The sequence below is a fragment of the Crossiella cryophila genome (assembly GCF_014204915.1).
Lineage (GTDB): Bacteria > Actinomycetota > Actinomycetes > Mycobacteriales > Pseudonocardiaceae > Crossiella > Crossiella cryophila.
Map to the genome: position 1 here is coordinate 6,229,428 of NZ_JACHMH010000001.1, position 22,601 is coordinate 6,252,028.

At 70.8% G+C, this 22,601-nt stretch carries 23 protein-coding genes; 13 read left to right on the forward strand and 10 right to left on the reverse strand.

Annotated features, from left to right (window positions below):
* Positions 1–5 precede the first annotated feature (5 nt).
* Positions 6–569 carry a hypothetical protein gene (locus HNR67_RS27410; RefSeq protein WP_185005089.1) on the forward strand — a complete coding sequence of 188 codons (564 nt, stop codon included), beginning with the start codon at positions 6–8 and terminating at the stop codon, positions 567–569.
* Here the strand turns inward: HNR67_RS27410 and HNR67_RS27415 are convergent.
* The 3 genes from HNR67_RS27415 to HNR67_RS27425 all read right to left on the reverse strand — a co-directional run bounded on the left by HNR67_RS27415 (position 566) and on the right by HNR67_RS27425 (position 3,911).
* The gene (locus tag HNR67_RS27415; protein ID WP_185005090.1) at positions 566–1,771 is read right to left on the reverse strand and encodes an MFS transporter; all 1,206 of its coding nucleotides are present in this window, start codon (positions 1,769–1,771) and stop codon (positions 566–568) included. The two genes, HNR67_RS27410 and HNR67_RS27415, sit on opposite strands and share 4 nt — an antisense overlap.
* On the reverse strand, positions 1,771–3,012 hold the full coding sequence (locus tag HNR67_RS27420) for a phenylacetate--CoA ligase family protein (RefSeq protein ID WP_221490071.1): 1,242 nt from the start codon (positions 3,010–3,012) through the stop codon (positions 1,771–1,773). The genes HNR67_RS27415 and HNR67_RS27420 overlap by 1 nt, the downstream gene beginning before the upstream one ends.
* 140 nt (positions 3,013–3,152) lie before the next feature.
* Positions 3,153–3,911: a class I SAM-dependent methyltransferase gene (locus tag HNR67_RS27425; RefSeq protein ID WP_185005092.1), complete on the reverse strand. Its 759-nt coding sequence runs from the start codon at positions 3,909–3,911 to the stop codon at positions 3,153–3,155.
* Positions 3,912–3,991: 80 nt separating this feature from the next.
* Between HNR67_RS27425 and HNR67_RS27430 the strand changes: the two genes are divergently transcribed.
* Together HNR67_RS27430 and HNR67_RS27435 are read left to right on the forward strand one after the other, a co-directional pair.
* Positions 3,992–4,885 carry a winged helix-turn-helix transcriptional regulator gene (locus tag HNR67_RS27430; RefSeq protein ID WP_185005093.1) on the forward strand — a complete coding sequence of 298 codons (894 nt, stop codon included), beginning with the start codon at positions 3,992–3,994 and terminating at the stop codon, positions 4,883–4,885.
* Positions 4,863–5,555 (forward strand): alpha/beta fold hydrolase, encoded by a 693-nt coding sequence (locus HNR67_RS27435; RefSeq protein ID WP_185005094.1) that lies wholly within the window; start codon positions 4,863–4,865, stop codon positions 5,553–5,555. Before HNR67_RS27430 ends, HNR67_RS27435 begins: the two co-directional genes overlap by 23 nt.
* 1 nt (position 5,556) lies before the next feature.
* Here HNR67_RS27435 and HNR67_RS27440 read toward each other — a convergent pair whose 3' ends face one another.
* Positions 5,557–5,964, reverse strand: coding sequence for a RidA family protein (locus HNR67_RS27440; RefSeq protein ID WP_185005095.1), 408 nt, complete (start codon positions 5,962–5,964; stop codon positions 5,557–5,559).
* A 44-nt stretch (positions 5,965–6,008) separates the two neighbouring features.
* Between HNR67_RS27440 and HNR67_RS27445 the strand changes: the two genes are divergently transcribed.
* Positions 6,009–6,623: a TetR/AcrR family transcriptional regulator gene (locus HNR67_RS27445; RefSeq protein ID WP_185005096.1), complete on the forward strand. Its 615-nt coding sequence runs from the start codon at positions 6,009–6,011 to the stop codon at positions 6,621–6,623.
* Here the strand turns inward: HNR67_RS27445 and HNR67_RS27450 are convergent.
* Positions 6,614–7,528 (reverse strand): SDR family oxidoreductase, encoded by a 915-nt coding sequence (locus HNR67_RS27450; RefSeq protein ID WP_185005097.1) that lies wholly within the window; start codon positions 7,526–7,528, stop codon positions 6,614–6,616. The genes HNR67_RS27445 and HNR67_RS27450 overlap by 10 nt on opposite strands.
* Before the next feature lie 93 nt (positions 7,529–7,621).
* On the opposite strand from HNR67_RS27450, the gene HNR67_RS27455 reads away from it, so the two are divergent.
* The 7 genes from HNR67_RS27455 to HNR67_RS27485 all read left to right on the forward strand — a co-directional run bounded on the left by HNR67_RS27455 (position 7,622) and on the right by HNR67_RS27485 (position 15,010).
* Positions 7,622–8,200, forward strand: coding sequence for an ArsR/SmtB family transcription factor (locus HNR67_RS27455; protein ID WP_185005098.1), 579 nt, complete (start codon positions 7,622–7,624; stop codon positions 8,198–8,200).
* Entirely contained in the window at positions 8,197–9,414 is a 1,218-nt protein-coding gene (locus tag HNR67_RS27460; protein ID WP_185005099.1) for an MFS transporter, read from the forward strand. Before HNR67_RS27455 ends, HNR67_RS27460 begins: the two co-directional genes overlap by 4 nt.
* A 39-nt stretch (positions 9,415–9,453) precedes the next feature.
* Complete coding sequence (locus HNR67_RS27465; RefSeq protein ID WP_185005100.1) at positions 9,454–10,086, forward strand: PadR family transcriptional regulator; 633 nt, start codon at positions 9,454–9,456, stop codon at positions 10,084–10,086.
* 85 nt (positions 10,087–10,171) lie between these two features.
* Positions 10,172–11,128 carry an ATP-binding cassette domain-containing protein gene (locus HNR67_RS27470; RefSeq protein WP_185005101.1) on the forward strand — a complete coding sequence of 319 codons (957 nt, stop codon included), beginning with the start codon at positions 10,172–10,174 and terminating at the stop codon, positions 11,126–11,128.
* Entirely contained in the window at positions 11,125–11,886 is a 762-nt protein-coding gene (locus HNR67_RS27475; RefSeq protein WP_185005102.1) for an ABC transporter permease, read from the forward strand. Before HNR67_RS27470 ends, HNR67_RS27475 begins: the two co-directional genes overlap by 4 nt.
* A gap of 51 nt (positions 11,887–11,937) precedes the next feature.
* Positions 11,938–14,121 (forward strand): excinuclease ABC subunit UvrA, encoded by a 2,184-nt coding sequence (uvrA, locus tag HNR67_RS27480; protein WP_312988162.1) that lies wholly within the window; start codon positions 11,938–11,940, stop codon positions 14,119–14,121.
* A gap of 154 nt (positions 14,122–14,275) precedes the next feature.
* Positions 14,276–15,010 (forward strand): DUF554 domain-containing protein, encoded by a 735-nt coding sequence (locus HNR67_RS27485; RefSeq protein ID WP_185005103.1) that lies wholly within the window; start codon positions 14,276–14,278, stop codon positions 15,008–15,010.
* A 2-nt stretch (positions 15,011–15,012) separates the two neighbouring features.
* Here HNR67_RS27485 and HNR67_RS27490 read toward each other — a convergent pair whose 3' ends face one another.
* Positions 15,013–15,594, reverse strand: a complete 582-nt coding sequence (locus tag HNR67_RS27490; protein ID WP_185005104.1) for a hypothetical protein — start codon at positions 15,592–15,594, stop codon at positions 15,013–15,015.
* Positions 15,595–15,662: 68 nt separating this feature from the next.
* Here HNR67_RS27490 and HNR67_RS44935 point away from each other — a divergent pair, with 68 nt between their 5' ends.
* A complete protein-coding gene (locus HNR67_RS44935; RefSeq protein ID WP_185005105.1) occupies positions 15,663–17,030 on the forward strand; it encodes a site-specific integrase in 1,368 nt (455 codons plus the stop codon).
* A gap of 13 nt (positions 17,031–17,043) precedes the next feature.
* On the opposite strand, the gene HNR67_RS27500 is transcribed toward HNR67_RS44935, so the two are convergent.
* The gene (locus tag HNR67_RS27500; RefSeq protein WP_185005106.1) at positions 17,044–17,664 is read right to left on the reverse strand and encodes a TetR/AcrR family transcriptional regulator; all 621 of its coding nucleotides are present in this window, start codon (positions 17,662–17,664) and stop codon (positions 17,044–17,046) included.
* A 155-nt stretch (positions 17,665–17,819) separates the two neighbouring features.
* Between HNR67_RS27500 and HNR67_RS27505 the strand changes: the two genes are divergently transcribed.
* Positions 17,820–20,048 carry a 2Fe-2S iron-sulfur cluster-binding protein gene (locus HNR67_RS27505; RefSeq protein WP_185005107.1) on the forward strand — a complete coding sequence of 743 codons (2,229 nt, stop codon included), beginning with the start codon at positions 17,820–17,822 and terminating at the stop codon, positions 20,046–20,048.
* A gap of 44 nt (positions 20,049–20,092) precedes the next feature.
* Here HNR67_RS27505 and HNR67_RS27510 read toward each other — a convergent pair whose 3' ends face one another.
* From HNR67_RS27510 to HNR67_RS27520, 3 genes are all read right to left on the reverse strand, one after another.
* Positions 20,093–21,067 carry a helix-turn-helix transcriptional regulator gene (locus HNR67_RS27510; protein WP_185005108.1) on the reverse strand — a complete coding sequence of 325 codons (975 nt, stop codon included), beginning with the start codon at positions 21,065–21,067 and terminating at the stop codon, positions 20,093–20,095.
* Between the two features lie 699 nt (positions 21,068–21,766).
* Positions 21,767–22,219, reverse strand: a complete 453-nt coding sequence (locus HNR67_RS27515) for an SRPBCC family protein (RefSeq protein ID WP_185005109.1) — start codon at positions 22,217–22,219, stop codon at positions 21,767–21,769.
* A complete protein-coding gene (locus HNR67_RS27520; RefSeq protein ID WP_407645188.1) occupies positions 22,212–22,550 on the reverse strand; it encodes an ArsR/SmtB family transcription factor in 339 nt (112 codons plus the stop codon). The genes HNR67_RS27515 and HNR67_RS27520 overlap by 8 nt, the downstream gene beginning before the upstream one ends.
* Positions 22,551–22,601 lie beyond the last annotated feature (51 nt).

The window sequence follows — 22,601 nt, forward strand, 5'->3', positions numbered from 1 at the left end:
CGGGCGTGACCAGCGAGACGGCCTACGACCACGCCGAACTGGCCGGGCACCTCGGCCTGCGCGACTGGCAGGTGCTGGCGGCCCGCGAGTTCGGCCTGCTCCCCGCACCGGATGCGGCCGGGCGCTGGTCCGCCGCCGCGGCCGCCGCGCTGACCGGCGAGGTGGACCGCATCCTCGCGGCGGTGGGCGAGGAGTACCCGGTGGGCGGGCCGCGTTCGGCGGGCAGGCTGGCCGCCCGCAGCGGCCTGCCGGTCACCCCGGCCGATGTGGCCGCGCTGGCCGAGCGCGGGGTGCTCACCGTGGCCGCGAGGTACACCGGCAACGGCCAGTCCCACGACCTGTTCGCCCCGGCGCAGCTCGACCGCGTCGCCGAGGAACAGGCCGGGGCGCTGGCCGCGGTGGTGGCCGAGCGCACCGAGTGGATCGCGGCCGGCCTGTCCGTCGAGGAGGCGGCCAGGGCGCTGGGCTGGCAACGGCAAGACCAGTTCCTGGAGTTCGCGCAGCGGCGCGGCCTGGTCGGCAAGCACGGCCACTACGCCCGCGCGGACATCGAGGCGCTGACCCGTTAGGCCATCACCGGTTTCGGCTCGCGCAGCCGGGACAGCGCGAGCGCGAGCACCAGCAGTCCCCCGGCCTGGGCCAGGGTCAGCAGCTGCGGGCTGACCGCGTCGCCGAACGCGCCGAAGGCCAGGAAGGCGATCGGGAAGGTGGCGCTGATCGCGGCCTGCAGCGCGGCGAAGAAGCGGCCCTTGACCTCATTGGGCACGACCTGCTGGAACAGCGCGGTGAACTTGACGTTGGACACGCCGAGGAACCAGCCGCTGGCCGCCAGCGCGATCGCGTACACCCACTGGTCCACCAGCAGTCCCGGCACCGCCAGGCACAGGCCGAACAACGCGATGCAGACCGCGCCGAAGCGGATGGTGCGGCTGCCGGTGGGAATGCTCGCGGCGAGGAAGGCGCCCAGCAGCAAACCCAGCCACAGCGCGGCTTCCAGGATCGCCAGGGTGCCCGCGCCCTGCTCCAGCACGAGTTTGGTGTAGAGCGGCAGCACCAGCAGGGTGGGCGCGGAGAAGAAGTTGGCGGCGGCGAAGCACACCAGCAACGGCCGCACCCCGGGCATCGATCCCAGGAAGTGCCAGGTGCCGCCGTCGGTGGCGGGTGCGCCGGCCGGGGGTGCGGGCGGGGCGGGGACCGGGGTGAATTTCGCCGCGGTCAGGCAGAGGGCGGCGATGGCGTAGCTGGCCGCGTTGAGCCAGATCGCGCCGGTGAAGCCGACCGTGGCCAGCAGCACCGCGCCGAAGGCCGCGCCGGCGAAGTTGGCCACCGACTGGGTGGCCGCGCCAAAACCGACCGCGCGTTCGAGGTCCTTGCCGTGCACCAGTTCCGGCAGTGCCTTGAGCAGGCAGGGGTCGAAGAAGGCCTGGCAGGTGGCCAGCACCAGCGCGACCGGGTAGACCATCCACGGCGAGACCGCGTCCTGGGTGGCCAGGATCGCCAGCACGGTGACCACCGCGCAGGCGATGATCTCCGCACGCAGCAGCACGGTGCGGCTGGGGCGGCGGTCCAGGCGGCGGCCGATCTGGCGCACCAGCAGCAGTGGCGGCAGCGCGCCCATCACCAGGAACGCGCCGGAGGCCAGTCCGCGGGTGTCGGCGGGCAGGCTGCCCAGCAGCCACCACAGCAGCGCGATCTGGTAGACCCTGGTGCCGCCCTGGGAGAGCACCTGCCCCACCCAGACCAGGGCGAAGTTCTTGTTGCGCAATAACATCAGGCGCCACGCTCGTCGAGCAGCCGGACCAGTTTGCCGGTCCGCGGGTTGATCTTGAGCCCGTCCGGCCCTGCCCATTCCACCGCGAGGGGCTGGATCAGGCCGCGTTCGACGTGATCGGCGAACATCGGCCGCAGCTCGTCCAGGGACACCGCGATCGCCTTGGCCAGCTCCTGCTGCCCGGTGACCGTGCCGCCCAGGCGCAGCACGAGCTGGTCCTTGGCCTCCTTGCGCCGCAACACCACCTGGATGCCGGTGATGGACTGCCCGGCCGCCGCACCCTCCACAATGGAGCGCAGATCGTCCAGGTAGACCGTGACCGGTCCGACCCGCGCGCCCTCGTCGGAACGCCCGAGCAGCCGGAAGGTCCGGGTCTCGAAGTCGGTCCACTCGGCCAGATCGCCCACCGGGTACCGCACCACCGGCTGCAGTGTGCGCACCAGGTCGGTCACCACCACCCGCCCGGGACGGCCCGCCTCCTGGATCGGCTCGCCGGAGTCGATGTCCAGGATCTCCATGATCCTTCCTGGGAAGACCCGGTGGATCCGCGCGTCCTCCTCACCCTCGACCGGCCCGCCGAGGATGCCGCCGTCCACGCTGGCGTAGCCGATGGAGCGGACCTTGGCGCCGGGGAAGGCGGCGTTGATCAGCGCCCGCTGGTCGCCGTAGAAGGCCTCGCCGCTGAACAGCACGATCCGCACCAGCGGCAGCGAGCCCACGGTGTCCACCACGTGCTGGGCCAGCTGGCACAGCGAGGTGGGCGGGGCGGCCAGCACGGTCGCGCCGAACTCGGCCAGGGTCCCGGCCACGAACTCCAGCGGGGCCGACCCGGCGATGGGCAGTTGCACGGTGTCCACCGGCGCGTCCTGCAGGGTGTTGAGGGTGAAGATGAAGCTGGAGTACAGCTCCCCGGCGTAGAACAGGTTCGCCACCCGGTCCCCGTCGACCAGGCCGGCGCCGACGAGGCCGGTGGAGAAGGTCTCGCTCATCTCCCGCCACTCCGCGCGGGTGTAGACCGAGACCCGGGGCGCGCTGGTGGTGCCGCCGGTCTTGAACACCAGTCCGCCGATGTGCTCGCCGGTGTGCAACCGGTTGTCCCGCAGGGTGTTCGCCGCCCAGTAGCCGGCGTGGTCCACGATCGGCAGGTCGGACAGGTCCGGCGCGGGTGGCAGCTCCGCGTAGAGTTCCCGGTAGTAGGGGGAGCGCTCGCGGACCAGGTCGACGAGTGCGGGAAGAGACAAGCCAGCCACCTGTGCGGAACCTCCAGCCGGGTCAGGACAAAACACCTGAGGCTAGCGCCCGCCGTTCGGTGTTTTCCCAGCTCGCACAAGGCGTGTGCGCATCACCACCCGGTGACCTCGGATACCCCCGACCGGCCTAACTACTCCGCCACGACCAGCCTTAGCGCGCTGTCGTAGGCCGGTTGGGTGCGCAGGTGGCCGAATCGCCGGTCCCATTCCCCCGACTCCAGGTCCGCGCTCAGCGTGGCGACGAACCGCGCCTCGGCCTCAGCCCCGACGAAGCCCCAGCCGGACTGGGCGCGGCGCACCTCGGGGTCCAGGAAGCGTTCCGGGCGGCCGTAGAAGGCGTCGGTGAACCCGTCCACGCAGTCGAAGGGAACCGACACCGGGGTGACGGTGGCGCCGCCGAGGACCTCGACGATGTGCTCGATGGGTTGGTAGCGCCCGCGTTCGACGCTGATCACCTCGGGTGCGTACTCGGCGAACCAGCCTTCGGCGAGGGCGTCGCCGTCCATGCACAGGATGACCACCCGGCCGCGGCTGACCCGCCGCATCTCGCGCAGGCCGCGTTCGGCGTCGGGCCAGTGGTGCACGGTGATGGTGGCCATGGCCGCGTCCACGCTGTCCTCGTCCAGGGGCAGGTCCTCGGCCACGCCGTTGATGGCCGGGGCCAGGTGCGGTGGCCGCTGGGCGCGCATGGCCGCGGCGGGTTCGATCGCGATGACGTGCCGGTCCAGCGGTTCGTAGGAGCCCGCGCCCGCACCGACGTTGACCACCGTGCGAGCCTCGCCGAGGGCGGCCTGCACGAGTTCGGCGATGCGCGGGTCGGTGCGGCGATGCCGGGCGTAGCCGGAACCGTGGGTCTCGTAGTCGAAGTCGCCTGCCGGCTTGGTCCGCATGTGGTTCCCCCAGGATCCAGTGAGTTCCTTCTGGGAACGCACTATGCTGGCCGGGGCAAGCGCTAGTCAAGGAGGACTGGGTGCGACGCACGGACCTCTCCGACGCCGACTGCGCCATCGCGCAGGCCCTGGACGTGGTCGGCGACTGGTGGACGCTGCTGGTGGTGCGCGATGTGGCCCGCGGCGTGCACCGATTCGACGCGCTACAGGCCGAACTGGGCATGTCCCGCAAGGTCCTGGCCGAACGCCTGCGCTGGCTCCTCGATCACGGCGTGCTGCGCCGCGAGCGCTACCACGAGCACCCGCCGCGCTATGAGTACCGGCTGACCGAGCGCGGCCGCGCCCTGCTGCCGGTGCTGGTGGCCCTGCAGGACTGGGGCGCGACCTGGCTGCTGGGCGACAGCACCCTGTCCGCGACCAGCGAACCGGACTCGGCCGAGGCCCGCCGGGTGCGCGACCTGGTCGGCGTCCGGGTCCCGGAGTTGCTGCTGCCCGCAGCGGACAACACCCACCGGGACCCGATCGCCGACTCCGCCCGCACCGTCCTGTACTTCTTCCCCGGCGCAGGCGGCACCCACCCACCCGGCTGGGACCAGATCCCCGGCGCCCCCGGCTGCACCCTGGAAGCCTGCACCTACCGGGACCGGCACGCCGAGTTCGCCGCACGCGGGGCCACCGTGCACGGGGTCTCCACCCAGCGCCCGGACGAACTGGCAGCCTTCACCGCCGCGGAGTCACTGCCCTTCCCGCTGTTCTCCGACGCCGAATTGACGCTGGTCACCGCATTGCGCCTGCCTACCTTCCGGGCCGGCGGGGTGGACCGGCTCAAGCGGCTGACCCTGGTGGTGGACCGGCAGCGGATCGTGCGCGCGGTGCTCTACCCGATCCCGGACGCGGCCGGTTCGGTGCAAGAGGCCCTGGCACTGCTCGAGTTGTGGCAATCTGGGCGGGATGCCGCATTTCGAGAGCTATGACGGACTTCGGCTGTCCTACACCACACTCGGCGACGGCCCGCCGTTGATCTGCCTCTCCGGCGGACCCGGCGCGGAAGCCACCAGCCTGGGCGATCTCGGCGGCCTGGCCGAACACCACACGCTCATCCGGCTGGACGCCAGGGCTGGCGGGGATTCCGAGATCCCCCAGGATCAGGCCAGCTGCGCGTTTCCGGCCCAGGTCAAGGACATCGAGGCGCTGCGCGCCCACCTCGGGATGACGCGGATCGACCTGCTCGCGCACTCCGCGGGCACGCTGACCGCCCAGGCCTACGCCGCCGCCGAACCCCGGCGGGTCCGGCGGCTGGTGCTCATCGCCCCGGCCGGCCGCGGCGCCCGCGAGCCGGACGCCGCGGAAGTGGCCCGGATCCAGGCCAGGGGTGTGCGGACCCAGGAACCCGCGGACAACGGCAGCCCACCGAGCTGGCTGCGCGGCGCCTTCTACGTCGAGCACCGGGCCAAGGCGCTGCCGCATCCGGTGCTCGCGGTGGCCGGGGCCGAGGACGGCATCGCCGGACTGACCCCGGCCAAGCTGGTCGCCGACCTGCACCCGGCCGGGGTGCTCGCGGTGCTCCCCGGCTGCGGGCACTGGCCGTGGCTGGACGCCCCGGACCCGTTCACCTCGGTGGTATCGGGGTTCCTGGCCGGATAGGTCAGTCCAGCACCGCGGTCGCCTCGATCTCCACCAGCAGGTCCGGCTCGGCCAGCGCGGCCACGCCGATCCCGGTCAGCGGCGGCAGCGCGGTGATGCCCAGCTTCGCCGCGGCCCGGCCCGCGCCCTCGACGTAGTGCGGGATCAGCTCCGGGCTCCAGCCGACGAAGTACACGGTCACCTTGGCCACGTCGTCGAAGGTGGCGCCGACCTCGGCCAGTGCGATGCCGAGGTTGAGGTAGCACTGCTCGACCTGGGCGGCCAGGTCGCCTTCGCCGATCTTGCCGCCTTCGGCGTCGCGGGCGACCTGACCGGCGATGAAGACCAGCCGGGAGCCGGTGGCCACGGCGACCTGCCGGTAGAGGTCGACCTTGGGCAGTCCGGCGGGGTTCACAAGGGTGATAGCCATGCCGCGACAATACATAACATTGCAATGCTATGTATCCTGGGGGCATGGCCAGGACGAAGGATCCAGCGGTGCGCACCCTGCTGCTGGAGCGGGCGGCGCAGATGCTGCGCACCCGCGAGCCGATCACGCTGCGCTCGCTGGTGGCCGGGACCTGCGTGTCCACCATGGCCGTCTACACCCACTTCGGCGGCATGGACGGCCTGTGGAAGGCGTTGCGGCAGGAGGGTTTCACCCGCCTGGCCGCCCGCTTCGCCACCCTGACCACGTCCACGGACCCGGTCACCGACCTGACCGCGCTGGTCGCGGCCTACCTCGGCAACGCCCTGGACCACCCCGACCTGTACCGGGTCATGTTCGACGCGAGCTTCGACCTGGAGGACCTCAAGGCCGCCGACGCGACCCTGGAGTACCTGGTCCAGGCCGCCGACCGGGGCAGGCTCGCCGACCGCTTCCGGGCCGAGGTGGTGCCGCTGGAACTGGCCACCCAGAGCTGGGCCATCGCGCACGGCCTGGTCTCCCTGGTGGCCAACGGCCCGCTCCCCCGCACGACGCTGGACAGCGGCGTGCCCATGCTGACCGCGCTCTACGTCAGCATGGGCGATGAGCCGGACCGGTGCGCCCGATCCGTCACCCGGGGCTGGGCGCTGGATCAGCGGTAGCCGGTGGTGTCGGCGGGCTTGCCGGGGTCCTGCACCTCGACCAGGTAGCGCCAGGCGTCGGGCTGGGAGCCGTCCAGGTCGGTGAAGCCGTAGACCTGGGCCAGGCTGCCCGCGTCCAGGGACTGCTGGTTGAACCGCGCCACCTCCGGGTCGGCGGCCAGCGCGGCCACGGCCCGGCCGCCGTAGCGGGTGGTCTCGGAGATCGCGAAGTGCGGCACCTTGACCAGGGCGTCCCGCCAGTTCTCCTCGGTGACCTCGTAGGACTCCAGCATCATCTCCGAGCGCAGCCAGCCCGGGGTGAGCGCGACCGCGGTGCCGCCCTTGTCCTTCATCTCGTGGCCCAGGGTGAAGGCGATCCGGTTGCAGTTGGCCTTGGTCAGGTCGAAGTAGGTGCTGACCCGGTAGTTGTCCTGGTTGTAGGCGGTGGTGCCGTCGGTCAGCTCGATCAGCAGGCTGCCGGGGTGGCGCAGCATCAGCGGCAGCGCGTGGTGCGCGGTGATCAGGTGGGTGTCCACCGCCAGCCGCAGCATCTGCAGCCCGCCCTCGAGGTCGTGCTCCCAGATCGGCTTGTCCCACTCCAGCAGGGAGTTCCCGCCGAAGATCGCGTTGACCAGGATGTCCAGGCGGCCCTGCTCGGCCTCGATGCGCTGGATCAGGGCGTGCACCTGCGCCGGGTCCAGGTGGTCCACCGCCGCGATCACCGCGGTGCCGCCCTCGGCCTCGATCAGGGCCGCGGTCTCCTCCAGGGACTCGCTCCGGTTCTCCGGCGACTTCGCCCCGCCCGCGGTGCGGCCGGTGATGTAGACGGTCGCACCGGCGGCGCCCAGTTCGATGGCGATGCCCCGACCTGCGTTGCGGGTGGCGCCGGCGACCAGGGCGATCTTTCCGTTCAGTGACTTGCTCATGCCGGTCACCGTGCCAGCAGAGACTGACACGTTCTGGCAGGTACCGGCGAAACCAGTTGCGGAAGATTTCTTCTGGAACTTATCTTCTGGAACATGGGGAACCGTCGCATCACCGATCCCGAGGTGCTCAAGGGCCTGGCCCAGCCACTGCGGCAGCAGCTCTACCAGCTGCTGACCCAGAGCGGCCCGGCCACGGTGAGCACGCTGGCCAAGCGGGTGGACACCGATCCGGGCCTGGTCAGCTACCACCTGCGCGAGCTGGCCAAGGCGGGCTACATCGTGGCCGCACCCGAGCTGGCCAGGGACCGCCGCGAGCGCTGGTACCGGGCCACCGGGGAGAACCAGTCCTGGGCCTGGACCGACTTCACCACCCCGGAGGCGCGCACCGTGGCCACCGCGGCACTGGCCCAGATGGTGACCAACCAGTTCGAGCGCTCCCGCGCCTTCCAACAGACCCGCGACGGCTGGGAAGGGCAGTGGAACAGCTCCGCCTTCATCGCCAACCACTACCTGCGCCTGACCGACACCGAACTGCGTGAGCTGGAGGACGAGCTGCACGCGGTGATCGACAAGTGGAGCCAACCCCGCAAAGACCTACCGGCCGGTCCGGCGGCCGAGGACGGCCGCGAGCACGTGTTCCTGTTCCTGCACGCCTTCCCGGAGCGCCCGTGAGCACCGCGGTCGCGGTTCGCCCTGCCTACCGCGAACCCGCCTACCTGCGTTATCTCGCCGGGCACGGCACCTCGCTGCTGGGTGATCAGGTCTGGCACGTGGCGCTGTCCTTCTCCGCGGTGCAGCTGGCCTCCCCTGGTGTGGCCGGTCTGGTCATGACCGTGGCTGCGGTGCCCAGGCTGGCGTTGATGCTGCTGGGTGGCGCGCTGGCCGACCGCTTCGACGCGCGGCGGCTGATGATCGGCAGCGACCTGGCCCGCGCGGTGGTCATGGTGCTGGCCGCGGTGCTGGCCTTCAGCTCGCCGAGCGTGCTGTGGCTGGTGCTGGTCGCGCTGGCCTTCGGCATCGCCGACGCGGTGTTCCTGCCAGCGGCGGGTTCGCTGCAACCGCGGCTGCTGGAGGTCGGGCAGCTCTCCTCCGGCGCCGCGCTCAACGAGGTGGTGGCCAGGGCCGCGCTGCTGCTGGGCGCGCCACTGGGCGGCGTGCTGGTGGCGGTGGGCGGGTTGCCGCTGGCCTGCGTGGTCAACGCGGTGACCTTCGTGATCTCCATGGTCGCGGTGACCTCGGCCCGGCCGCGCCGGGAGGTCGAGCCCAGTGGCGAGCCGATGTTCGCCGCGATGCGCTCGGGTTTCGCCTTCCTGCGCGGGGACCGGGTGCTGCGCACGGTGATCCTGGCCGCGCTGGTGATCAACCTGGGCTTCATCGGGCCGATGAACCTGGGCATCGCGGTGCTGGCGGACTACCGCGGCTGGGGCTCGGTCGGCATCGGGTTGCTGGTGGCCGGGTTCGGCGGCGGCGCGGCACTGGGGTCGCTGGTGCTGCTGCGGGTGCACCTGCGTGCGCGGCTCGGGCTGATCGTCGCGGTGGCCGCGCTGGTGGAGGCGGTGGCCATGGTGGCGATGGCGGTGTGGCCGAGCCTGCCGGTGGCGGTGCTGGCCGCGGTGCTGGTCGGACTCGGCGGCGCGCCGTGCGGGATCGGCGTGCGCACGCTCATGCAGGCCCGCACGCCGGATGCCTTCCGCGGCCGGGTCAGCAGCGTGCACACCCTGTGCAGCCTGGGCATCGCGCCGCTGGCCATGGCGTTGTTCGGGCTGACCGTGGACGCCGTCGGGGTGCTGCCCGCCTTCCTGTTCAGCGCCGCGCTGGAGCTGATCGGGGCAACCTTGTGCCTTGCTGTGCCGGACCTGCGGCAAGCCTCGATCAAGCAGGGATAACCTGGTCACGGTAGGTGGGCGTGACTGAACAGGGAGACGATGTCGGCGACGAGGCTGCTGCTGCTCGGTGTGGTGCGCTGGTGCGGGACCGCACACGGCTATCTGGTGCGCGCCGAGCTGGAGTCCTGGTGGGCGCACGAGTGGGCCAACATCAAGTGGGGCTCGATCTACCACGGCCTCAAACAGCTCACCAAGCAGGAGCTGATGACCGCCGCCTCGCCGCCGAGCAACGTGGGCCGGGTCGACTACGCGCTGACCCCGGCCGGCGATGCCGAGTTCCTGCGCCTGTTGCGGGCCACCCTGCGCGAGCCGGAGCAGCACAAACCCGATCTGCTGGCCGCCGCCCTGGTGCTGATGCCGACCCTGCCGCGCGATGAGGTGATCTCGCTGCTCAAGGAGCGGCTGGCCGCGCTGGAGGTCAACCGGGCCCAGGTCGCCGGGCAGGCCGGGGAGCTGACCGAACCCGCGCACATGAGCGAGCTGTTCGGGGTCTGGCGGCGCTCGGCCGACAGCAGCATCGCCTGGACCCAGGACCTGGTGGAACGGATCGAGGCCGGGGAACACACCTTCGCCGGCGAGGCCCCGCACGTCTTCGGCATGCCCGGCGGCGCCACGTTCAACAGTGACGGCACCCCTCGGCCCCGGCCGCGCCCCGACATCAGCTGCGGCTGAGACTTTTTCTCCACTCAAACTTGTATGTAGGGTCCGTTTTGCCCTACCCTCGCCCGGCGACTCAAGTTTGAGTAGGGAGCTGGGGATGATCCACACCAGGGATCTGGTCCGTCACTTCAAGGCAAAAGGGGAGGTAGTGAAGGCTGTCCAGGGCGTTGACCTGGACGTAGTGCAGGGCGAGATCGTCGCCTTCCTCGGCCCGAACGGGGCAGGCAAGAGCACCACACTGCGCATGCTGACCACACTGCTGCCCGCCACCTCCGGCGAGGCCAGGGTGGCCGGGTTCGACGTGCGCGCCAACCCGGACGCGGTGCGCGGCCGGATCGGCTACATCGGGCAGAAGCACGGGGCCAGCGAGGGCCAGCAGGTCCGCGACGAGCTGGTCGCGCAGGGCCGAATCTACGGGCTGGCCGCGGCGGATGCGGGCAAGCGGGCCGACGAGCTGCTCGAACAGCTGGAACTGGCCGAGCAGGCCAAGCGGTACGTGGCCACGCTCTCCGGCGGGCAGAAGCGCCGCCTTGACGTGGCGCTCGGGCTGATCCACCGCCCGGACCTGCTGTTCTTGGACGAACCCTCCACCGGACTCGACCCGCACAGCCGGGCGAACCTGTGGACGCACATCACCGGGCTGCGCGAGCAGTACGGCACGACCATCTTCCTGACCACCCACTACCTGGACGAGGCCGACACCGCGGCCGAGCGGGTGATCGTCATCGACCACGGCCGGATCATCGCCGAGGGCACCCCCGACCAGCTCAAGGCCAAGGTCTCCGGCGATCTGGTCACCGTGGAGTTCGGCGAGCCGGAGGCCGCCGCCCGCGCGGTGGCCATCGGCGAAGCCCTGCCCGGCGCGCACGAGGTCAACGCCGAGGGCAGCCGGCTCACCCTGCGGATCGAGCACGGTGACGAGGCGCTGCCGACCCTGGTCCGCGCCCTGGACACCGCGGAGATCCGGCTGCGCGGGCTGAATGTCTCCCGGCCCAGTCTCGACGACGTCTTCCTGTCCCTGACCGGCCGCAGCCTGCGTGAGGAGTCGGCATGAACCTGATCACCGCGACCGGTGTCATCTACGCCAGGGAGATGCGGCCGACGCTGCGCAACCCGATGGCGATCATCACCGGACTGCTCCAGCCGCTGCTCTACGTGGCGCTGTTCGGTCCGCTGCTGTCCACCTTCAGCCTGCCGGGGGTGCCCGGCGGCGGCACCCCGTGGGCCTGGTTCATCCCGGGCATGCTGGTCTTCACCACCCTGTTCGGCACCGCCTTCGCCGGGGCGGACCTGATGTACGAGCGGGACATGGGCTCGCTGGAACGGCTGCTGGCCTCGCCGGTGAGCCGGATCGCGCTGCTGGTCGGCCAGGTCGGCAGGCAGGTCAGCACGCTGCTGGTGCAGGCGCTGGTGCTGATCGTGGTGGTGCTGCCGTTCGGGCTCTCGGTGGATCCGCTGGGCACGTTCCTGGGGCTGGTGATGCTGATCCTGCTCTCCGCGGCGGTGGGCATCGCCTCGCTCGGCCTGGGGCTGGTGATCAAGCAGGCGTACCTGTTCTACACCGCGGTGCAGACCGCGATCCTGCCGCTGATGCTGACCGCGGGCATGTTGCTGCCGATGGACACCGCGCCGGGCTGGCTGTACGTGCTCTCCCGGATCAACCCGCTGACCCACGTGGTCAACGCCGAACGCGCGCTCTTCGCCGGGAACTTCAGCCATCCCGCGATCCTGATCTCGGTGGGCATCGTGGTCCTCGGCGGCGCGGGCGCCACCGCCTTCGCCCTGCGCGCGATCCGGAAACTCAGCGCCTGACCCCCTCTTCCCGACAAGTCCAGAAAGTCCGCGAAGTCAAGAAAGGGCACCGTGACCTCAGTCGACGTCCTCGACTCGACCGACACCCTGCTCCCCGACCGACTGATCGTGCGTGGCGCGCGCGTGCACAACCTGCGCGGCGTCGACCTCGACCTGCCGCACCGCAAGCTGATCGTGTTCACCGGGGTCTCCGGCTCCGGCAAGTCCTCCCTGGCCTTCGACACCCTCTACGCCGAGGCGCAACGGCGTCAGGTGCAGTCGCTGTCCACCTTCGCCCGCCAGTTCATGGACGAGATGGGCAAGCCCGACCTGGACCGGCTGGAGGGGCTGTGTTCGGCGGTGGCGGTGGACCAGCGTTCCTCGGCCACCCGCAGCCCGCGCTCCACGGTGGGCACGGTGACCGAGGTGTATGACCTGATGCGGGTGGTGTGGGCCACCGCTGGCCTGCCGCACTGCACGGTGTGCGCTGAGGAACTGTTGCCGGACAACGGAGTCCTGGTCTGCCTCGACGGGCACGACACCGAACTGCCCGAGCTGTACAACCGGTCGTTCTCCTTCAACCTGCCCTTCGGCCAGTGCCCGGACTGCCTGGGCCTGGGGGCGGCGGCCGAGGAGGACAGCACCCGGCTCCGGTTGTGCGCCAGTTGTGCTGGCGCACGTCTTCGACCCGCCCAACTGGGAGTGCGGGTCGGCGGCCGGAGCATCGCCGAGGTGACGGCGCTGCCGGTGGCGCAGTGCCTGCGCTTCTTCACCGAACTGACCTTCTCCGACCGGCAACGCCAGGTCCTGGCCCAGGCGTTGATCGAGATCACCGACCGCCTGCGCTATCTCACCGAGGTGGGCCTGGGTTACCTCAGCCTGGACCGCCCCGCCCGCACCCTGTCCGGGGGCGAGGCGCAGCGGATCCGGCTGGCCACCCAGCTCGGCACGCAGCTGTTCGGGCTGTTGTACGTGCTCGACGAGCCCACCGCCGGCCTGCACCCGCAGGACGTCGAAGAGCTGATCGGCACGCTGAAGTCGTTGCGAGACCGGGGAAACACCCTGATCGTGGTGGAACACGACGAACACCTGATCCGGGCCGCGGACTGGGTGGTCGAACTGGGACCGGCCGCCGGGGAGCACGGCGGGCAGCTCATCTTCACCGGCACCGCGCAGGAAATGCTGTCCGATCCGGAGTCCCTGACCGGGGCCTACCTCAGTGGCCGCCGCACCGGCCACCGCCCGGCCCGCCGCCGCACCCCGGTGCCGGGCCGGGCGCTGACGGTGCGCGGCGCCAGGGAGAACAACCTCACCGGCCAGGACGTGACCTTCCCGCTGGGTTGTTTCGTCGCGGTCAGCGGAGTCTCCGGCGCTGGAAAATCCACCCTCGTGGACACCATCCTCTACCGGGCCGCCGCCAAAGCCCTCGGCACCGAAGCCCCACCCCCGGGCGAACACGACGGCGTCGTCGGCCTGCACCAGATCGACCGGGTCATCCGCGTCGACCAAACCCCCATCGGCCGCTCCGGCCGCTCCACCCCGGCGACCTACACCGGCATCCTGGACTCCATCCGCAAACTGTTCGCCCAGACCAGCACCGCGAAGGAACTGGGCTTCATTCCCGGAAGGTTCTCCTTCAACTCCCCCGGCGGCCGCTGCGAGGCGTGTGCCGGGGACGGCACGGTCCGCATCGAGATGTACTTCCTGCCGGATGTCTTCCTGGAATGCGACACCTGCCACGGCACCCGCTACGACGCGGACACCCTGAAGGTGACCTACCGCAACCGCACCATCGCCGAGGTCCTGGACCTGCCCATCGAGACCGCCGCGGAGTTCTTCGCCGCCGCCCCGGCCATCGCGGGCCCACTACGCACCCTGTGCGAGGTAGGCCTGGGCTACCTACGCCTGGGCCAGGCAGCCAACACCCTCTCCGGCGGAGAGGCCCAGCGAGTCAAACTGGCCGCCGAACTCCAACGCAGGCCCGGCAAACACACCCTGTACCTACTCGATGAGCCCACCACCGGCCTGCACGCCAGCGACGTGGCCCGGCTGATGGGGGTGCTGCACCGCCTGGTGGCCAAGGGCCACACGGTGATCACCGTCTCCCACCACACCGAGGTGATCCGCACCGCGGACTGGGTGATCGACCTGGGCCCGGCGGGCGGTGACGGCGGCGGCCAGGTCGTCGCCACCGGCACCCCGGAGGAGATCGCGGCGAACCCGGCCAGCCGAACCGGCCGCTACCTCGCCGGATAGTCCGCCCTCCGAATAGTCCGTTGCCCTGGCGGGCCGACTCCCGGTGCCGCCAGGGCAAACCTCCTCATCGCCCCGCCTGACTGTCCTTCGTGGACAGTTCCGCTGTGGGCAGGAGCACGCTTTCCCCGGGCTCCTGCCCGCCTAGGCTGTTGCGGTGACTGGTCTGGGTACGGGCATCAACGTCCTGGCGATCCTGGTGGGCACCGGCCTGGGCGCGGTGCTCGGCGACCGCCTGCCCAAACGCTGGCGCGAACTCATGGTCTCCTCGCTGGCCCTGTTCCTGCTGGCCATGGGCGTCTACCAGGCCACCCAGGCATTCACCGGCGAGTTCGCCACCGCCGCGGGCGGCGCCGCCACCATCCTCATCCTGGCCGCCCTGGTGCTCGGCGGCGGCCTGGGCTCGGCCATCGACATCGAGTCCCGCCTGGACAACCTGGGCGGCTGGCTGCAACGCCGCTTCTCCCGAGGCGGCAACGAGGACCACCGCTTCGCCACCGGCTTCGTCACCGCCACCCTGCTGTTCTGCGTAGGCCCGATGGCGGTGCTGGGCGCCTTCGCCGACGGCGTACAGGGCGACCCCGGCATCCTGGCGATCAAGTCCATCCTGGACGGCTTCATCGCCCTGGCCTTCGCCGCCAACCTGGGCTGGGGCGTAGGCCTGTCGGCTGCCGCGGTGCTGATCTACCAGGGCGGCCTGACCGCGCTGGCCTCAGTGCTGAGCACCGTGATGGTCCCCGCCGTGATCGGCTCCCTCACCGCCGTCGGCGGCATCCTGATCCTGGCCATCAGCCTGCGCATGCTGGAACTCCGCGAAATCGCCGTAGCCAACCTCCTGCCCGCCCTCCCCCTGGCCCCCATCGCCACCGCGGCCTACCTCGCCCTGACCTGACCTCACCCCACAGCCCCAAAGGTCAACACTTCCCGCCGATACACCGGCGCCAACCCCGACCCCACCGGCGGCACCCGCGCCCCAAGCCGATAATCCAGCTCCAGCAACACAACGAAGTCCGGCAACGCATCCGCAGTCGGCTGCCCATCGGCGTCCCGGCTACCCGGTTCGGCGTCCCACTCGATGAGATGCACGGAGACGGAGTAGCGCCCAGGCGGCAACGGCAGCCCGGTGTCGGCGGGCCGCCCGGACACCTCCTCGATCCCGCCAACGTGCACCATTCCGTGGCACACCAACAGGTAGGGCTCGGAACTGAGCATCACATAACGCTCCTCCCGCGCACTCAAACCCATGCCACCAGCGGGCGCCTCCGGTCCGCCGACCCGCAGCACCACCTCCCAGGCCCCGTTCCCGCCGATGTTGATCGGCACCAGCCCGCCCGCCGCGATCCGCGCCCGGATGCCCTCCTCGGTCCCCAGTTCCGCCACCCAGCTCTGCTGATCAACGATCCCGGCGAACTCCTCCGGCGCCCAGATCGCCAGCATTCCCGCCTCTGTCGACGCCACTCCGGACAGCTCGGCCACCGCAGTTCCCTTCCGTGTCACCGGTCTACGGAGTCGATCATGACATCCCGCTGTGGCAGGCTGGTCGGGTGGAGCACCCCGGCGCAGCGTCCCAGGTCGTCGACCGTCTGCCCCAGCTCGTGCGCGCCCGCCTGGACCAGGGCCCGCGCAGTGTGCTGGTGGACACCCAGCAGTTGCTGGCGGTGCGCGCCCGCTTCGACGCCGAACAGTCCGAGTCCCTGGCCCGCTACCTGGAAGCCAGCCAGTCGCCCAACACCCTGCGCGCCTACCGCTCCGACTGGCTGGCCTGGTCGGCCTGGTGCGCCGCCGAAGGCCGCCAGGCCCTGCCCGCCGACCCACTCGACGTCGCCGTCTACCTCGCCGCGGCCGCCGACACCCGCAAACCCACCGGCGCCCCCGCCTTCAGCCCGGCCACCCTGGAACGCAAGTCCGCCGCCATCGCCGCGGTGCACGCCGCCAACGGCCTGCCCAGCCCCACCCGCTCTGACGTGGTCCGCCTGACCCTGCGCGGCATCCGCCGAACCCGCCGTACCCAGCCCACCCGCAAACGCCCCGTCCTCCTGCACACCCTGGAAGAACTGCTCGCCGGTCTGCCCAACCCAGGCTGGCCCACCGAACCAGCCCGCCGCCGAGACCAGCTACTGCTCCTGGTCGGCTTCGCCGGCGCCCTGCGCCGCAGCGAACTGGCCGCCCTGACCCTGGACGACGTCACCGTCGACACCGACCTCACCACCGGCGAACCCCTGCTGCTGGTCCACCTGGCCAGCACCAAAACCGACCCCACCGGCATCCACGAACAACGCGTCGCCCTGCCCCGGGGTCAACGCCCGCACACCTGCCCCGTCTGCGCCTTCGCCAACTGGGTGGCCTTGCTGGAAGTCAACGCCGCCAACGGTTCCACTGCCCTCCAGCACCACCTCACCCCGCAGTCCCCCACTGCCGCCCAGCCCGCCGCTCCACAGACCTCGACTGCCACCCAGCCCGCCGCTCCACAGACCTCCGCTGCTGCCCAGTCCGCCGCTCCGCAGCCCCCGACTGCCGCCCAACCCGCTGGTCCACAGTCCTCAGCCGCCTCCCGCTCCCCCTCCACCACGGTGCACACCTGCCACGCCTACCAAGGCACCCACCTGGCCAACGGCTCCGCGCACCCGCTCTTCCCCGCCATCACCAAACACGGCCACCTGGGCACCACCCCCATCTCCGGCCGCGCGGTCGCCGAACTGGTCAAACGCTATGCCGCGCGCGCGGGTCTGGACCCGGCCCTGTTCTCCGGGCACTCCCTCAGAGCGGGCTTCGCCACCCAGGCCGCCCTCGGCGGCGCCAGCGACCGGGAGATCATGCGCCAGGGCCGCTGGTCCAACCCACGCACCGTGCACCGTTACATCCGCACCGCGAACCCGTTGGAAGACAACGCGGTCACCAAACTCGGCCTGTGACAACCCGCCCCGGCTACCGATCCCCGCGCAGATAGCGGGTCACCATGGCGACCAGTTCGCGCTCGAAGGTCTCGACCGGGATGGTCCCCGGTGCGGCCATGAACTTGTGGGTGTTCATCTCCACGGTGAACAGGATGATCTCCGCGGCGATATCGACATCGCCCACCCGGATGTCGGGATGCCGGAGCAGGACATCGCGGATCTGGGCCGTGCGCAGCTTCCCGTGCCGGTCGATGGTGTCGAGCAGCTCCTGGGAGACCGGTGCCTCCTCGATCATCACCCGGAGCAGCCGGGGATCGTCGCTGTGGTTGTCGATCGCGTCGCGGATCAACGCCCGCACCGTGGCCTCCAGCGTTCCTGGCGAGAGGTCGAGTTCGGCGGCACTGGTCCAGGTGCCGCGGTCGACGTGCTGGATGAGGAGTTCGGCGAGGATGGCGTCCTTGTTCGGGAAGTACTGGTACAGCGAGCCGATGGAGATGCGGGCGCGCTCGGCGATGCGGTTGGTGGTGCCCGCGGCGTAGCCGTGCTCGGCGAAAACGTGAGCAGCCGCGGTGAGGATGCGCTCGCGGGTGAGTTCGGCACGCACCTGGCGGGGCTTGCGACGTGGTTCCAAGCGACGGTCCGCCGATGGCATCCGGGTCCTCCTAGATGGTGACAAAAGCGAGTAGCAAATACCTGAGCTAATGCTCACAATAGTGCTATGAGCTGCACAGACGAGGTGCCCGACTGCACCTGGAGTGCAGGTTGCCAGCGGCACGGCCGGTCCACGCCGGGATGAGGGGGATTCCCATGCAGTTGAGCGCATTGCACCGGATGACAACGGCCGCCGAGGTCGAGGCGACCGTGGGACCGCCGCCAGCGGTGATCATGATGAAGCAGATCAGCGCCCTCGACCAGGGCTGCCAGAGCATCTTGGCGCACAGTCCGCTCGCCGGCTTCGGCTACCGCGACGCGGAGGGAGTCAGCCGCACGACGTTCATCGGCGGCACCCCGGGATTCACCCGCGTCCACTCGCCCACCCGGATCTCCTTCACCCTGCCCGACGGCCAGGCACACGGCCCGGTGTCGTTCCTCTTCCTCCTGCCGGGCGTCGGGGAAACGTTGCGCGTCAACGGTTCCGTGACCAGGCGCAAGGGCGCCGAGACCTTTGTCGACGTGCACGAGGCGTACGTGCACTGCGCCCAGGCGGTCATCCGCTCCCGCCTGTGGCAGCCTCCCACTCCCCCCGATCCCGCACCAGTTCCCGACTTCGAGGTCGCCAACAGCGAGGTCGCCGACAGCGGCAGCGGCGCCAAACGCGCCAATGGCGACAGCGGCAACGATGACGGCCCGCTGCACGGCCCTGGCGTCGCCGATTTCCTGGCCGCCGCCCCATTCCTCGCACTGTCCACCTGGGACACATCAGGCGGCAGCGACACCAGTCCCCGCGGGGACTGGCAGACCGTCGCACGGATCCTGGACAGCCGGACCCTCGCCATCCCGGACCGCAAGGGCAACAAACGTGCGGACAGCCTGCACAACCTCCTCCAGGACAACCGGCTCTCCTTCGCCGCCCTCGTCCCGGGCCGCACCGGGGTGCTGCACGTCCGCGGCCGCGGCTCGATCACCGACGATCCGGCGTTGCTGGCGACGCTGGCCCTGCGCGGAACACCCCCGCACGCGGCGCTGCTCATCGAGGTCGACCACGCCGACATGACCGCGGGCACCGCCCTGGCACGGTCCCGGCCGTGGACCGCGGCCGCGCACCTGGCACGCGGCACGGTGCCCGACCTGATGGCGCTGGCCGGAGACCACCTCGCCACGAACCTGGCCAAGGCCGACGGCAGCCGGCTCGCTCGGGTGTTCCAGGTCGTCATGAAGATCCCCGGGATCAACCGGGTGCTGCGGCTGGTGATGAACCGCGCCTACCGGTCCGCGCTACAGAAGGAGGGCTATCAGAACTTCGAGGTCGGCTCCCGCCGTGCCGGGCGAGACCAGCGTCCCGCCGGCGGGCCCGCGGCGGAGCACCCGGTGCGGGAGGTGCGGATCGCCGAGGTCCGTCCGGAGACGCCCAGCACGGTCACGCTGGTGCTGGAGGACGCCAAGGCCCCAGCCCCCTTCCACTTCCGCCCCGGACAGTTCTTCACCCTGATCGCCGACATCGACGGCCGATCAGCACGGCGCGCCTACTCCGCCTCCTCTGCACCCGGGACACCACGGCTGGAGGTCACGGTCAAGCAGGTCAACGGCGGCCGGTTCTCCACCCACGTCCACCGCACCCTGCGCACCGGGGACCGGCTCTCGCTCCGCGGCCCATCCGGCGCCTTCCACGCCGACCCGGCGGCAGCGCACGAGGTCGTCCTGATCGCCGCGGGCAGCGGCGTCACCCCGATGATGAGCATGATCCGCGCCTTGCTGGCAACGCCGGCGACCAACCGGATCACGCTGCTGTACAGCAATCGCACCGGGCCGGACATCATCTTCGCCGACGAACTCCACCGGCTGGAGAAGGAAAGCCCCGAACGCCTGTCGGTCACCCACATCCTCACCCAGCAGCACGGACGGCTCGACGCCACGAGTACGCGCGACTGGCTCACCGAGCTGAACCCCGCCGAAGCCGCCCGGTACTACCTGTGCGGCCCCGAAGCGCTGATGGACACGGTCCAGGGCGTCCTGACCGAGCGCGGTGTGCCTGATGCCCACGTGCACCAGGAGCGCTACGCCAGCGGCGCGGACACCGCCAGCCCAACCACCGCACCGCAGGAGATGGTGGTCGAGGACGGCGCGCACGAAGTCGGCTCCACGATGGTCGAGCCAGGCCAGACGCTCCTGGACGCCGGTCTCGCGGCGGGACTGCCGATGCCCTACTCGTGCACGGTCGGCAACTGCGGAGACTGCATGGTGAAACTCCGTACCGGCCAGGTCAGGATGAACGAACCGAACTGCCTGACCCCGCAACAGAAGGCGGAAGGCTACGTCCTGACCTGCGTGGGCTGCCCACTGGCCAAGGTCACCCTGGACATCGCCGAGCCGCGCTGACCGACGATCCACTGGCAGGTGCTCGGCCGGCCAGTGGATCACGCTCACCCCACCGACGGGGTCCCGGCGACTGCCCTGGTGACCCGCCCAGCCAGCTCCCGCAGGTACTGCGCCAGCTCCGGCGGGGAATGCACCTCGAACTCGCAGCCCAGCATCGCCAGCCGGAAGGCCAGCCATTCCAGGGTGTCGGTGTGGCTGTGCAACCGGCAGGTGTTCTCGTCCACCACCTCCAGATCAGCAGGCCGGTCACCCAGCACCCCCGCCAGCTTGCTGGCCGGGGCGTGGATGGTGGCGACCGCGCTGTAGGTCGGCACCAGCGAGTACAGCTTGTTGGTCACGTACTCGGCGGCGTCGGCCGCGGGCAAGGTCCGTTCCAGCGAACGCGTCCCGATGGCCCGGGGCTCGGTGACCCGGTCCACCCGGAAGATCCGCCAGTCATCCCGGTCCACGTCGAAGGCGACCAGGTACCACCGCCGCCCGGAGGACACCAGCCGATGCGGCTCTACCAGGCGTTTCGACTCGGCGCCGTCACCGGCCTGGTAACTGAACCGGACCCGCTCGTGATTGGCCACCGCCGCGGCCAGCGCGGTCAGGTTCTCCGGATCCACCAGTGCCGCCGTGGGTCCGTACATCGGCACCGTGGCACTGCCCAAAGTCGCCACCCGCCGCCGCAACCGGGACGGCAGCACCTGCTCCAGCTTGGTCAGCGCCCGGACCGATGCCTCCTCGATCCCCTGCACCGCCTGGCCCGCCGCGGTCCGCAGCCCGACCGCGATCGCCACCGCCTCCTCGTCATCCAGCAGCAGCGGTGGCATCGCCGCCCCCGCCACCAGCCGGTAGCCGCCTTCGGCGCCGAGCGTGGCCTGCACCGGGTAACCCAGTTCGCGCAGCCGGTCGATGTCCCGCCTGATCGTCCGGGTGGTGACGCCCAGGCGTTCGGCGAGCACCGTGCCCGACCACTCCCGCGGCGTCTGCAGCAGCGAGAGCAGGGTGAGCAGTCGGCCTGGTGTGTCGGTCATGGCCACATCATCTCAATGCATGCGGACACCTCCTGTCCTAGTTGGAGCGGTGGTTGGGTGGTTTGTTGCTCAATTCGGCGAAGGCGGGTGGGGCCAGGCCGGATCTAGCCGGGTGGCGAAGCGTCGGCACCGAGGTGGAGCCGGTGCGGGGGCGGCGAGCATGGTCAGTGCTGGAGACGCGGTGTTTGGTGCGGAATGGGGTGCCGGTGGCGCTGCGCGCGACGGTGGGGCGTTTGGGTGCGCGAGAATGCAGGTTCACCTCCGTTGTGGTGTCCGGTGGGCGTGGTTGTGCCGCAGGTGGCTGGGGTGGTTGTGGCCGGGGCACCTCGGCTGGGGTGAGGCTGGCCGGCCGCGGATGACGAGCGCGCGTGGTCAGTGGCGGCGCTGGGCTGTGGCTGGCACGTCGTCCTGGCCGCGCACCCGGTGGGCGTCATCCGTGGAGCGGGTCTTCCCTGAGCGGCCGCGCGGTGGGTGCTGGTCGCGACTGGCCCGGGAAATGTGCTGGGGTGGTCGATGGTGTGGGCGCCGGATGGGGCATCGGCGGCGATCCGGGCGGTGGATCGCTGTCACCATCGAGCTGCGGTGCCGGTGGTCAGCCGGGTGGCGGTGGTTGCCGGTGCAGCGGGTGCGGGTTGTGCTGGGACCTGTTGTTCCGGGGTGGAGCGTGGCGGTGTCGGTGGTGGGGATTGGGTGGTCGGGTCAGCGGGTCAGGTGGGTCATGCTGCGTTCGATGCACTGGCTCCAGCCGTCCTCCATTTCCAGTAGGGCGTCCTCCGGGAGCAGGCCGACCTGGTGGAAGACCATCTCGGTGCGCTCGCCCAGGTCGTTGAACTCGATGGTGATCACGGGCTTGTCCTCGTCGGCGTCGCCCTGCTCGCCCCAGCTGAACACGAGCTTCTCGTTGGGCACGACCTCGCGGTAGACACCGCTGCTGAGGAACTGCTTGCCCGTGGCGTCCTCGACCATGCACGCCTGCCATTCGCCGCCGGGGCGGACGTCGAAGGACATGGTGGCGCGCGGGGTGGTGAACCCGTGTGGGCCCCACCAGTGGGTGGCCTCGTCCGGGTCGGTCCAGGAGCGGTACACCAGCTCGCGCGGAGCGTGGAACACGCGGGTGAGGGTGAACTCCCTGGCGACTGCTACCTCAGTCATCGTCCTGTCCTTTCTGTTGCCGGGGCGCCTGCTCCTGCAGCCGGCGCAGGTGGTCGTCGAGGCGGTCGAAGCTGTCGGACCAGAACTTCCGGTACCGCTCCAGCCAGTCGGTGGCCCCGGCCAGCGGACGTGCGTCCAACCGGCAGGGCCGCCACTGGGCCTCGCGTCCGCGGGTGATCAGTCCCGCGCGCTCGAGCACCTTGAGGTGCTTGGAGATCGCGGGCAGGCTCATCGCGAACGGTTCGGCGATCTGGTTGACCGTGGCCTCCCCGTCGGCCAACCGGGCCAGGATGGCCCGGCGGGTGGGGTCGGACAGCGCCGCGAACACCACACTGAGCTGGTCCTCGGTATCGGGGTTCGCGTTGCCAGTCATGTATTCAAC

Coding starts and splice junctions, on each gene's coding strand:
- HNR67_RS27450 (WP_185005097.1), bottom strand. CDS start 7,528: ATGAGCAAGTCACTGAACGGAAAGATCGCCCTGGTCGCCGGCGCCACC.
- HNR67_RS27445 (WP_185005096.1), top strand. CDS start 6,009: ATGGCCAGGACGAAGGATCCAGCGGTGCGCACCCTGCTGCTGGAGCGG.
- HNR67_RS27455 (WP_185005098.1), top strand. CDS start 7,622: ATGGGGAACCGTCGCATCACCGATCCCGAGGTGCTCAAGGGCCTGGCC.
- HNR67_RS27440 (WP_185005095.1), bottom strand. CDS start 5,964: ATGGCTATCACCCTTGTGAACCCCGCCGGACTGCCCAAGGTCGACCTC.
- HNR67_RS27435 (WP_185005094.1), top strand. CDS start 4,863: ATGCCGCATTTCGAGAGCTATGACGGACTTCGGCTGTCCTACACCACA.
- HNR67_RS27465 (WP_185005100.1), top strand. CDS start 9,454: ATGTCGGCGACGAGGCTGCTGCTGCTCGGTGTGGTGCGCTGGTGCGGG.
- HNR67_RS27510 (WP_185005108.1), bottom strand. CDS start 21,067: ATGACCGACACACCAGGCCGACTGCTCACCCTGCTCTCGCTGCTGCAG.
- HNR67_RS27425 (WP_185005092.1), bottom strand. CDS start 3,911: ATGCGGACCAAGCCGGCAGGCGACTTCGACTACGAGACCCACGGTTCC.
- HNR67_RS27475 (WP_185005102.1), top strand. CDS start 11,125: ATGAACCTGATCACCGCGACCGGTGTCATCTACGCCAGGGAGATGCGG.
- HNR67_RS27500 (WP_185005106.1), bottom strand. CDS start 17,664: ATGCCATCGGCGGACCGTCGCTTGGAACCACGTCGCAAGCCCCGCCAG.
- HNR67_RS27515 (WP_185005109.1), bottom strand. CDS start 22,219: ATGACTGAGGTAGCAGTCGCCAGGGAGTTCACCCTCACCCGCGTGTTC.
- HNR67_RS27415 (WP_185005090.1), bottom strand. CDS start 1,771: ATGTTATTGCGCAACAAGAACTTCGCCCTGGTCTGGGTGGGGCAGGTG.
- HNR67_RS27505 (WP_185005107.1), top strand. CDS start 17,820: ATGCAGTTGAGCGCATTGCACCGGATGACAACGGCCGCCGAGGTCGAG.
- HNR67_RS27470 (WP_185005101.1), top strand. CDS start 10,172: ATGATCCACACCAGGGATCTGGTCCGTCACTTCAAGGCAAAAGGGGAG.